Genomic DNA, 12,045 nt, shown 5'->3' on the forward strand with positions numbered 1-12,045 from the left:
AAAGAACACTGTCTAGGTCAGACTTAGGCAGTGTTCTTTATATTGGAGAGATACCTATGGATCCTAAAAGCGAAGTTTTATTAAGACAATATGATTTTTTGTCGGGTCGCATCCTACTGATTAATGCACCAACAGATGATCTGCTCGCTGAATTCGATGCCTCTATCAATCCCGCTGTCTGGACATGGAATTTTAACGATTTTCAATATTTCCAGTCACAACAAGCAGATGTGCATTTTGGTGCAGAGATGCCTGAAGCTGAGTTTGATCAGGCAGTTATTTTTGTACCCAAGTCTAAAGAACTGTTGAATTATTTATTGCATAATGTGGCAGCGCAGCTTAAACCGGGCAGCAGTATTTTTCTGGTCGGTGAAAAGAAAGGCGGGATAGAACGCGCAGCCAAACAGTTGCAGCCTTTTGGTAAAACTCTCAAACTTGACAGCGCACGTCATTGCCAGCTTTGGCAATTGGTTCTAGAGCATACGGTCGAGAAAAAAGCACTTGCAGACTGGGCGCAGCGTTATACCGTTTCGACACCAAATGGCGATCTGAATATCTGCGCCCTTCCAGGTGTCTTTAGTCAAAACCGTTTGGATGTAGGAACTGCCACGCTATTACCTTATTTGTCACAAGTCACTTCAGGTAAAATTGCCGACTTTGGTTGTGGTGCAGGTGTGATTAGTGCGTATCTGGCAAAATTGAATCCGAAAAACCGGATTTTTGCCATGGATGTTGATGCCTTTGCACTGGCTTCTACACAAATGACATTTGAAGAAAATCAGCTCACCCCTGAACAGATTGAAATCAAAGCGGTCACTGGCATTGAGGATGCACCCTTGTTCCTACATGCTATTGTCAGTAATCCGCCTTTTCATATGGGAATCGAAACTGATTACACGGCAAGCGAAACCTTGTGTAAAACCTCACGTCGTCATTTAAAATCGGGCGGCGAGCTTTGGATCGTGGCCAACCGTTTCTTGAACTACCCGACCCTGATTGAACAAAACTTTGGTCGCTGCACAGTGAAAGCGGATCAACAAGGCTTTAAAGTGCTCTTCGCCAGCACTCAAAAAAATGTTAAGGAATCATGATGAGCGAAACGCAAAACACGATGCAGCTGCAGCGTAAGCTGGGTGCTCGTCATCTGAATATGATCGCCATTGGCGGATCAATTGGTACAGGTCTATTCCTGGCCTCAGGGGCGACCATTGCCAACGCTGGACCAGGCGGTGCACTACTTGCATATGTACTGATTGGGATCATGATTTATTTCTTGATGACCAGTCTAGGCGAGCTTGCCACACATAACCCGACCTCAGGTGCATTCTTCACTTACGGCACCAAATATGTCGAAGGTGGTTTTGGTTTCGCTCTGGGTTGGAACTACTGGTACAACTGGGCCATTACTGTGGCTTTTGAGTTGGTTGCAGTTCAGTTTATTATGAAATTCTGGTTTCCAGATATTCCGGGCGTGTACTGGAGCGCCATCTTCCTTGCCATTATTTTCGGGATTAATGCCCTGACAGTAAAAGGCTTTGGCGAATCCGAATTTTTCTTTTCTCTGGTGAAAGTTCTCGCGATCATTGCCTTTATCATTATCGGGATCTGGATGATCGTGAAGATCATGCTGACCCCGGGTGCGGAAGCATTTGCCAACTGGAGCATTGGTGATGCACCCTTTGTCGGTGGTTTCCAGGCATTAATTGGTGTGGCGATGATTGCCGGATTCTCCTTTCAAGGTACCGAAATGGTCGGTGTGGCGGCAGGTGAATCGAAAAATCCAAAGAAAACCATTCCGGTGGCCATCAAACAAATTTTCTGGCGTATCCTGTTGTTTTATATTGTGTGTATTTTCATTATCGGCACTCTGATTGCCTATAATGACCCACGTTTATTACAGGCCGCTGCGACAGATAATATTGCGCTTTCGCCATTTACCTTATTATATGAAAAAGCCGGTTTTGCCTTTGCCGCCAGTATCATGAATGCAGTGATCCTGACCGCTATTCTATCTGCGGGTAATTCTGGCATGTATTCATCTACCCGTATGCTGTTTGATATGTCGCGTAAAGGCAGTGCACCTAAAATGTTTGCGCGTCTGGACCCGCGTGGTGTGCCAATGAATGCACTCTATGCCACTACGGCGATCGCAGCTCTATGCTTCCTGACTACTTTCTTTGGTGAACAGGAAGTCTTTAACTGGCTGCTAAACATGTCAGGGATGTGTGGCTTTATTGTCTGGCTCGGGATTGCAATTTCGCATTACCGCTTCCGCAAAGGTTATTTGGCTCAAGGTTATAAACTGGAAGATCTGGCTTATCGCGCTAAATTCTTTCCTTTTGCTCCTTGGTTTGCATTTATCCTGTGTGCGATTGTTGTTCTCGGACAGAACTATCAGGATGTTTTGGCCGGTCAATGGATGGGTGTGTTATCGACCTATATCAGTATTCCGCTATTCCTAGCGATTTGGTTCGGCTACAAATGGAAGAAAAAAACCAAACTGGTCTCTTATCAAGAGATGGATGTGCAGCCGATGAAACTTGATCAGGAATAAAAAATTATTCATTAAAAAAATCAGCTTACGGGCTGATTTTTTATTTCTTGAATTAACTATGACGCATCACGAAATTGCGATCATCAATCACAATCACTTGCTGGCAAATTCCGTCTACCCGACGTTGCTGCTCAAATACCTCTTTAGGCATAGACTCAAAACTATCAAAGAAGCTGATTTCATTTTCATCAATTTCATATATCAGGGAATGATTCCCTACTCCCTCTAAGGTGTCATAGAACACAATCACAAAACGGCCTGCTTCTACATTTTCCTGAATTTCTGCATAAGACAATGGCTGTTCTATAACAGGAATATTTAAGCGATGTGCTTGTTGATAGAAATCGACTTCAATTGGCTGTTTATCTGCATCATGTTCAGTACAAAAATTGACATCCAAACCCAATGTCTTTAAAGCAACTGCAAGTGCGATGCTTGAGCTTCCCATTTCAGGGTCATGTTGACAGAGCTGAGTTAAATCAGGAATATTCAAATCAATGCCATAATGATGAAAAATCATCCATATTGCAAAAATTCCGCTATTGGCTTCCAGATTTTGCAAATCTTCAGGAATTTCGACACTCATATTTTTACTCAACGACATCTTAACAGGCTAAGTGTAGTCAAAATGCAGACATAAAAAAAGCGACTCCAGAGAGTCGCCTTTTTTAATGAGTGTTCAATAATGAATTATTGAGCAACTGGTTGTTCAGCTAAAACAGTACGGCTACCAGTGATTGTCGCGAATACACGACGGTTCATAGCACGACCTTCTTTAGTGTTGTTGTCTGCAATCGGTTGATCCCAAGCAAAACCTTGAGTAGACAAACGAGATGCATCAACGTTGTATTCGTTCACAAGTGAAGATTTAACAGAGTTAGCACGCGCTAGAGATAGACGTTCGTTCAATGCACGTGGACCAGTGTTGTCAGTGTGACCTTCGATGCGAGCAGTAGCGTTTGGATATTCAACTAGCTTCTCAGCAACTTTCGCGATTTCTGGTTTGTATTGATCTTTGATGTTTGATTTGTTGGTATCAAAGAACACACGAAGTTCCATGTTCAGGTCTTCAGTCAACTCTTGTGGAGCTGGAGCAACCGGAGTTACAGGCTCAACTGGAGCAACTTCTACCACTGGAGCAGCTGGTTTCAAACGTCCACCTAGAACTACGTTAAGACCAGCAAGTGCTGTATAGTTCCAGAATTTTTCGTCAAAGTGGTAAGTACCACGTGCTTCGGTACGTAGCGCCAATGCATCGTTGATATGCCAGAAAGCACCAACACCTGCATTACCTAAAGTACCTTCTTCTTCAAGGCCACGACCTTCACGACCTAACTCGTTATCAAATTCATACTTATAATGACCAGCACCTAAAAGCATGTATGGCTTTACTTTGCTGTCATAGTTGCCAGTGAATACGTCAGAAGTCGCATAAAAATTACCTGCGATATTTTGACCTTTATATTCAGCACCTGCTTGATCGATCATATCACCTTTAACTTGGCTATATTCTGCTTCAAAACCTAACCAAGGTGTAAGTTCCACACCAAGTGCTGCACCGACAAATAGATCGTCATCCATTTGAGTAGAAGTTGTTAACTCACCATCATTACCGCCATTGTTGTGCTGGGTGTCTTGGAAGGTGTAACCTAACATCAACGGAGTAACAGTTACGCCTGCATTGGCAGCAGCAAAAGGTGCAGCTACAAGCATAGCTAAAGCAATACGACTCATTTTCATGGATTTATCCTCCAGAGATAACAATTGTTGTTCAAGCTCAAGCCCGTAATTAGGCCATCCTGAGATAGGCTTTTTATTACCCCAGTATTATTCTTAAGCTATTCACATGGCATCATACAAACACTTTATTATTTTTCCAAGTGCTTGATTAATTTAATCAAGTAAATTATTGACAAAATTACTTACAATTTCCGTTGTAATTCGGTAACTTTTTACTCAATTTTTTATTCCGAATACCCTATTCTGATTGCCAATTTTATTTTAACAGCTTTCTTGAGACTTCAGTAAGCATTGATTTACATGCTCAATAAAGCATAAAAAACATATAATTAATAACACCATTATTATAAAAATAATATATAAATCAGGTAACTCTATGTATAAAAAAATAATAAGAGCGTTTACTATTGTTGAGTTAATTATCTGTATTGCAATAATTGCAATCGTGGCCAGTATTGCTCTACCGTACTTCCATGAATATCGATCTAAACAGGAAGCCAAAAATATTCCGATCAAATTATCTCAAATTAATCGCTATGCACGCAGCCAGGCTGCAGTGTTTCATCAAAATATTGTAATCTGCCCGAGCCAAGATTCTCTCAGTTGCCAAGCCAATCAATGGAACAAGAACATGCTGGTTTTTATTGATAAAAATAAAAACAGGCAAGTGGATGTAGACGAACAAATTTTACATATTGATGCACTGAACCTCAAATACGGTAACCTAAGTTGGCGAGGAACTTTGAGTTTACCGAGTGTCACTTATCAAGCGCATACTGCCTTGCCGATTGGTTCAAATGGTAGTTTCTATTATTGTTCTACCCATCTTTCTAGCCAACAGCGTATTGTACTCAGCAAAATGGGCCATATCAGGATTGAAAGTCTCTCGTCTTGCTAACAGAACTATCCAGTTTATGCTTCGCTGCGATTAACGCTTCAATCCTGAGTTTTTTTCAATATACTGCTTAAGTTTGAAAAAATTGATTAAAACTCATACGGAGAGAGAACAATGACTGACATCGTAATTGTCAATGGTGCACGTACAGCCATGGGTGGCTTCCAGGGGAGTCTTGCAAGTGTAACTACTACAGAACTCGGTGCGGTCAGCATTAAAGAAGCAATTGCCCGTGCGGGTCTGCAACCAGCAGATATTGAAGAAGTCATTATGGGTTGTGTCCTTCCGGCAGGCTTAAAGCAAGGCCCTGCACGTCAAGCGATGCGTCAAGCTGGTCTTCCAGATTCTACTGGTGCTGTGACCATTAATAAATTATGTGGTTCAGGCATGAAAGCCGTCATGCAAGCTGCTGACATGATTAAAGCAGGTTCTGCAAATATCGTGGTTGCCGGTGGTATGGAATCCATGACCAATGCGCCTTATATCTTGCCAAAAGCACGTGGCGGTTTCCGTATGGGCCATGGTGAAATCAAGGACCATATGTTTCTGGATGGCTTGGAAGATGCTGAAACAGGTCGTTTGATGGGTTCATTTGCCCAAGATATGGCAAATACCAAAGGTTATAGCCGTGAGCAGATGGATGATTTTGCGATTCGCTCATTAAAGCGTGCGCAAACTGCGGTCAATGAAGGCTACTTTGCTGATGAAATCGTGCCTGTAACAGTTAAAACCCGTAAAGGCGATGTGGTTGTTGATAAAGATGAGCAACCATTTAATGCCAACATCGATAAAATTCCAACTTTGCGTCCTGCTTTCGCTAAAGACGGTACGATTACGGCGGCTAATGCCAGCTCGATTTCAGATGGCGCATCAGCTCTAGTAATTACCTCGGCTGATAATGCAGCAGCAAAAGGGTTGAATCCTTTAGCCAAAATTGTTGCTTATGCTTCAAATTCGCAACATCCATCTGAATTTACCATTGCTCCAGTCGGTGCAATCCAAAAAGTACTGGATAAAACGGGTTGGACCGCTTCTGATGTCGATCTTTGGGAAATCAATGAAGCCTTTGCCATGGTCACCATGTGTCCAATCGATGAGTTCAAGCTGGATCCTGAAAAAGTCAACATTAACGGTGGTGCATGTGCACTCGGTCATCCTGTGGGTTCAACCGGTTCACGTATTATCCTGACTTTGATTCATGCACTAAAACGTACCGGTGGAAAAAAAGGGATTGCAGCCCTGTGTATTGGTGGTGGTGAAGCGACAGCTGTGGCGATTGAATTACTTTAACCTATTCTCTCACCCCATCCCTCGCCCATAGGGAGAGGGAGTTAAAAATCCTCCTGATCTGGAGGATTTTTTTCGCTTACATTTTGATAAAGCTTGCTCGCGCAAAATACCGCAAAGTGGCGTAGATTAAAGCAAGCAAAATAAAAAGGGAGTTCTCCCATGCAACTGAATCATTACCTCAATTTCCAAGGTCAGGCTGAAGCAGCCTTTAACTTTTATAAATCAGTTTTTGGAGGCGAATTTTCAAGTCTGAGTCGTTATGGTGAAATGCCAACTGAAGAAGGTGTCACACTCTCGGAAGCGGATCAAAATAAAATCCTGCATATCTCACTTCCCATTAACGAATTTACAGAACTGATGGCATCCGATACGAATGATCAATTTTGTGCACAAAACAATACCGTTTTCATTCAAGGTAATAACCACTATATTTCCATTAACTTAGATGCCAGCGAACAAGCTGAAGCACAACGACTCTTTGATGCTTTATCGGTGAATGGTCAAATTGAGATGCCGCTAGAAAAGACCTTTTGGGGCGCACTTTATGCTGCCTTTAGCGATCAGTTTGGAATTCACTGGATGATCAACTGTCAACTTGAAGAAAATTAAAGGTTTTTATCAAGATATAAAAAAGCCGGAATCAATCCGGCTTTTTGACAGCAACTTAATTTAAATTAAGCACCTGTTTGATAATGTGCCTGTGCAACCGCAGTTGATGCCTGGTACGGATTTTTGAAATCATTCAAACCTGCAGCGGCTTCCTGAATATCTTTACCTTCTTTAATCACGAAAGTGTCGAAACCAGAACGCTTCATGTAATTCAGCACATCTTTGAACACATCACCGGTGGCACGTAGTTCACCCTGGAAACCCTGACGGCGAAGAAGTGCTGCAAATGAATAACCACGGCCATCATTAAAACCGGCAAACTCGATAAAGATTGCATCGAGCTGATCTAATGGAAATTCATGGTTTTCAGGAGAAGCATCGACGGTTAAGTACAATGCTTTTTTACCTGATATATTGGCAATCTGATCTAACTGGTCCACAGTCAGAACTACATCACCTTGGGGTAATACACCATCTTCACCCATCAATTGATAGGTATTGTCTGCAATCGTGCCATCTTTAGAGAGCACTTGAAGTGCGGTATTAAGCATATGCACGCTCCTTAAATGGTTGAATGCCGACACGGCGATAAGTATCGATAAACTCTTCATCTTCCTGACGCAGGTCAAGATAAGTATTTAGAATTTCTTCTACGATATCCGGTACGACTTCGGCTGCAAATGATGGGCCAAGAATATCACCAATTGAAGCATCATGATCGGCATTACCGCCTAAAGTGATCTGGTAAAATTCTGCACCTTTTTTGTCTACACCTAAAATACCGATGTTACCAACGTGGTGATGGCCACAAGCATTCATACAACCTGAAATATTCAGATCCAGTTTGCCTAAATTGTAAATCGTATCCAGATCATCAAAACGGCGTGAAATTGCTTCAGAAATCGGAATAGATTTCGCATTCGCCAATGAACAGAAATCACCGCCCGGGCAGCAAATAATGTCGGTCAAGAAACCGATATGCGCACGTGCCAGGTTGTTTTGGTCAAGGGTTTGCCATACAGCGAACAAATCTTTTTGTGGGACATCGACCAGGGAAATGTTTTGTTCATGCGTGGTACGCAGCTCACCGAAAGTGTACTGATCGGCAAGGTCTGCAATCAGGTTCATTTCTTCGGTGCTGACATCACCCGGTGCAATCCCGGCACGTTTCAGTGAAATCGTCACGATACGATAACCTTTCACTTTATGTGCATTGGTATTGATGTTGAACCACTGTTTGAATTTTGGATATTGTGCAAATAGTTCAGTGAAATCTTCATCTGCATAATCTTGGTAGTCAAATGGCGTGAAGTTCTCATCCATTTTCGCCAAGGTGTCTGCATCGATTTTCAGTGTTTTAATCGTATGCTCAAATTCAGCTTCAACTTTCTCGGCAAATACTGCTGGTGTTAAGGCTTTTACCAGAATCTTGATACGCGCTTTATATTTGTTGTCGCGACGACCATGCAAGTTATACACACGAAGCACTGCTTCCAGATAAGCAATCAGGTCTTCACGTGGCAAGAACTCACGAATAAAGCTACCAATCACTGGCGTACGGCCGAGACCACCACCGACTTTGATTTTATAGCCCATTTCGCCTGCTTCATTACGCACGATATACACACCAATATCGTGGAATGCAGTGGCTGCACGATCGGTTTCTTCAAGTGCAGAGACTGCAATCTTGAATTTACGTGGCAAGAAAGCAAATTCCGGATGGAAGGTTGACCATTGACGGATCAATTCACAAGTCGGACGCGGATCGGCAATTTCACCTGCAACCACACCGGCATACTGATCCGTCGTGGTATTACGGATACAGTTACCTGAAGTCTGAATCGCATGCATTTGCACAGTGGCCAGTTCAGCCAGCATATCCGGCACATTTTCCAGCGCAGGCCAGTTAAACTGGATGTTTTGACGGGTCGAAATATGCGCGTAGCCACGGTCATATTCTTTTGCCAAATCAGCCACTTTACGAAGTTGTTTTGAGTTCATCAAACCATATGGCACGGCAATACGTAACATTGGCGCATAACGCTGTACGTACAGACCATTTTGCAGACGAAGCGGACGATACTCATCTTCAGTGAGTTTACCGGCTAAATAACGTTCCGTTTGGTCACGGAACTGTGCAACACGTTCATTAATCAGTTGCTGATCGAAATCAGTATATAAATACATGGCGTACAGCTAGTAGTTTCTATTATATCGCCGGCAAGGATAGCGAGATTGAACCTATCAATAAAATGCTTTTTATACATATTTCATAGCGATTTTATTGATAAGCCTACCAAAGTTTCACGGATCTCAGTATTTACAGCATTCGATTAAATTTAAAGTAATAATGATTAAATTCTTCAATCATTATTACTTATTTTCATATAGGAAAAATTTTCTCAACTTCGGTTAACTATCTTATTAATACTTTAAAAATTCTACCAATTTTGGCTCTCTCCCAATTGCTGCCCTACAAATTCATAACGTATCGTGGAACGTGAAAATTTAATCGGGCAAGCCAGTTGTGCTTCGGTCTGCTGACTGCTGGATTTGAGTGGCACCTGTACGACCCATCCTCGCTGCTGGGCCAGATCAGAATACAAAGCTTCTTCAAGTTTGAGCACCGGTTCGACACAGACATCCAGCGCTGCAAACAGCATTTGCCATTCAGCTAATGACTTGGTCTTGATTTTATTCTGAATCGCTTGTTTTACCGCAGCATGATCTTCAGCGGTATAAGAGGCGCCTTTTTCCAGAAGAATCGGCAGCTCTAAAGCCTGTGCCAGCCCCTGCATAAATTGTGGTTCCAGACTGCCAATCGATAGATAACGCCCATCCTGGGTTTCATAATAGTCGTAAAAAGTACCGCCATTCAGATACCCTGATTCAGGCCGTTGATGCTGATTACCGGCCAGACTGGCAGAAGCCGCTAGATTATTCATCGTCACCACGCAATCGGTCATGGAAATATCAATATATTGCCCTTTTCCGCTTTGCTGACGTTCAATCACCGCGGCCAGAATCGCAATCACGGCATGCATGGAACCACCCGCAACATCGGCAACCTGAATTCCCAAGGCAGGTGGACCATTTTCAATCCGGCCACTGTGTCCGGCAATTCCGGATAAAGCCAGATAATTAATGTCGTGCCCTGCCTTATCTTTATATGTGCCAGTTTGGCCATAACCGGTAATGGAACAGTAAATCAATTTTGGATTAATTTCGGTTAAGGTTTGATAATCTAAGCCTAGACGTTGCATCACCCCGGGACGGAATTGCTCAATCACAATGTCATAATCTGCAATCTTGGATTTAACCAGTTCGATATTCACAGGATCTTTCAAATCCAGTGCAACCGATTGCTTGTTTCGATTCAGATAACTCTGTGAAGTGGCTTGTCCATTGGCAAAGGGTGGCATTAATCGCAACAGGTCCGGTCGGGTCGGTGATTCAATATGCACAACTTCTGCACCTAAATCAGCAAGATATAATGTGGCAAACGGGCCGGGTAAAAGTGTAGAAAAATCTAGGATTTTCAATCCTTTTAATACATATGACATTGGAGTATTTGCTCTACTTATATTGCTTTTTTCAGCATCTTAGGCACATAAATGCATAAAAACAATGTCATGTTCAGCCATTTACCTTGATAGTTTCGGCAATCTAATATGTAAGAAAATGGCAAAGGTATTCTTGTAAATTGCCATTGCTTTATTATTTTTCGTCATTTAGGTCAATTATTAGTGAATATTAAAGAGACTGAAGGATTAAACATGAGTCGTGATACGATTAGTATCCACTTCGTCAATGCAGCCTTATCTGGCGTTAAGCGTCTGGGCATGGATGTCGATACTTTATTGTCTCACGTCGGGATTGAAGCAGAACTGCTGCATCAGCCCAAAGCGCGTATTTCACCTGAACAATATACCCGCTTTATAAAAATGTTGTGGATGGTGACTCAGGACGAGCATGTCGGCTTTGACAAACAGCAACGCCGTCTGGGTACTTTTGCGATCATGTGCCAGCTCATTATTCATGCCAAAACTCTGGGTGATGCACTGGAACTGTCTTCCCAGTTCTACAAACTCTTTGGTGATGACTGGTCGGTGACCCTGGAACGCGACAAACACGAAGCACGTCTGGTTCCGCTGATTCCAAATGCAATGGATCCGGATCATTTCATTACTGAAAGCATGTTGATGATCTGGCATGGCTTGGCGTCTTGGCTCATTGAACGTCGCCTGCCACTGGAACGCGTGCATTTTAGCTATCCACGTCCAGCCCATGCCGATGAATATGATGCCCTGTTCTTTGCGCCGGTGATGCAGTTCGATATGCCACGTACCGAAATTACTTTTGCTGCGGACTATCTGGACCTGCCAATTCGTCAGAATGAAGAAACCTTAGAAGAGTTTTTGAAAGCTGCGCCGGCACAATTGCTAGTGAAATTCAAAAACACCAACTCGCTGACTTCACGGATTCGTGATGTGCTGAAGAGCCAGATTGGCGAAGAAATGCCGACATTAAACGATGTCGCGTCGATGTTATATCTATCACCACAAACCTTGCGCCGCCGTCTGGCAGCCGAAGGCAAAAGCTATCAAGGCGTAAAAGATGCCTTACGCCGTGATGCTGCAATTCACTTATTACTTAATCCGGATCTAACCCTTGAAGATGTTGCACAACAAGTCGGTTTCAGTGAAACTAGTACTTTCCACCGTGCCTTCAAGAAATGGACCGGTGTAACCCCGGGTCTGTATCGTCAATTGCATGGCTATCATTAATCAAATGATGTTGCGAAATAACATTTAAAAATTAAAATCAGTTCTCTCCGCCTAAGCATTAGCTTAGGCTTTTTTATAATTACAATTGGCTAAATCGCTCAATTGATCTGACCCGTTCTCGTCATTGCACTTCAAAAATTAAGGATTACACTCGAATCATTAGAATAATT

11 protein-coding genes are annotated in these 12,045 nt (G+C 42.7%); 6 read left to right on the plus strand and 5 right to left on the minus strand.

The window, feature by feature from the left end; genetic code table 11:
- Positions 1-56 precede the first annotated feature (56 nt).
- A complete protein-coding gene (locus FTV08_RS02030) occupies positions 57-1,091 on the plus strand; it encodes a methyltransferase (RefSeq protein WP_180086459.1) in 1,035 nt (344 codons plus the stop codon).
- Entirely contained in the window at positions 1,091-2,554 is a 1,464-nt protein-coding gene (locus FTV08_RS02035) for an amino acid permease (RefSeq protein ID WP_180086461.1), read from the plus strand. Before FTV08_RS02030 ends, FTV08_RS02035 begins: the two co-directional genes overlap by 1 nt.
- A gap of 52 nt (positions 2,555-2,606) precedes the next feature.
- Here FTV08_RS02035 and FTV08_RS02040 read toward each other — a convergent pair whose 3' ends face one another.
- A complete protein-coding gene (locus FTV08_RS02040; protein ID WP_004645937.1) occupies positions 2,607-3,140 on the minus strand; it encodes a cysteine peptidase family C39 domain-containing protein in 534 nt (177 codons plus the stop codon).
- 104 nt (positions 3,141-3,244) lie between these two features.
- Positions 3,245-4,294 carry an outer membrane protein Omp38 gene (gene omp38 / locus FTV08_RS02045; RefSeq protein WP_180086463.1) on the minus strand — a complete coding sequence of 350 codons (1,050 nt, stop codon included), beginning with the start codon at positions 4,292-4,294 and terminating at the stop codon, positions 3,245-3,247.
- Between the two features lie 376 nt (positions 4,295-4,670).
- On the opposite strand from omp38, the gene FTV08_RS02050 reads away from it, so the two are divergent.
- The 3 genes from FTV08_RS02050 (at position 4,671) to FTV08_RS02060 (ending at position 7,088) form a co-directional block, all read left to right on the plus strand.
- Positions 4,671-5,192: a GspH/FimT family protein gene (locus tag FTV08_RS02050; protein ID WP_044108385.1), complete on the plus strand. Its 522-nt coding sequence runs from the start codon at positions 4,671-4,673 to the stop codon at positions 5,190-5,192.
- Between the two features lie 111 nt (positions 5,193-5,303).
- Positions 5,304-6,479 (plus strand): thiolase family protein, encoded by a 1,176-nt coding sequence (locus tag FTV08_RS02055; protein WP_044108383.1) that lies wholly within the window; start codon positions 5,304-5,306, stop codon positions 6,477-6,479.
- A gap of 159 nt (positions 6,480-6,638) precedes the next feature.
- A complete protein-coding gene (locus FTV08_RS02060; RefSeq protein ID WP_044111699.1) occupies positions 6,639-7,088 on the plus strand; it encodes a VOC family protein in 450 nt (149 codons plus the stop codon).
- Positions 7,089-7,153: 65 nt separating this feature from the next.
- Here the strand turns inward: FTV08_RS02060 and FTV08_RS02065 are convergent, their stop codons facing one another.
- The 3 genes from FTV08_RS02065 to FTV08_RS02075 all read right to left on the minus strand — a co-directional run bounded on the left by FTV08_RS02065 (position 7,154) and on the right by FTV08_RS02075 (position 10,651).
- On the minus strand, positions 7,154-7,639 hold the full coding sequence (locus FTV08_RS02065) for a DUF934 domain-containing protein (RefSeq protein WP_180086465.1): 486 nt from the start codon (positions 7,637-7,639) through the stop codon (positions 7,154-7,156).
- A complete protein-coding gene (locus FTV08_RS02070; protein ID WP_180086467.1) occupies positions 7,632-9,275 on the minus strand; it encodes a nitrite/sulfite reductase in 1,644 nt (547 codons plus the stop codon). The genes FTV08_RS02065 and FTV08_RS02070 overlap by 8 nt, the downstream gene beginning before the upstream one ends.
- 254 nt (positions 9,276-9,529) lie before the next feature.
- Positions 9,530-10,651, minus strand: coding sequence for a CaiB/BaiF CoA-transferase family protein (locus tag FTV08_RS02075; RefSeq protein ID WP_180086468.1), 1,122 nt, complete (start codon positions 10,649-10,651; stop codon positions 9,530-9,532).
- A 213-nt stretch (positions 10,652-10,864) separates the two neighbouring features.
- On the opposite strand from FTV08_RS02075, the gene FTV08_RS02080 reads away from it, so the two are divergent.
- Positions 10,865-11,875 (plus strand): AraC family transcriptional regulator, encoded by a 1,011-nt coding sequence (locus FTV08_RS02080; RefSeq protein WP_005169495.1) that lies wholly within the window; start codon positions 10,865-10,867, stop codon positions 11,873-11,875.
- The last annotated feature ends 170 nt before the right edge of the window (positions 11,876-12,045 follow it).

The sequence above is a fragment of the Acinetobacter sp. YH12226 genome, assembly GCF_013417805.1.
GTDB lineage: Bacteria > Pseudomonadota > Gammaproteobacteria > Pseudomonadales > Moraxellaceae > Acinetobacter.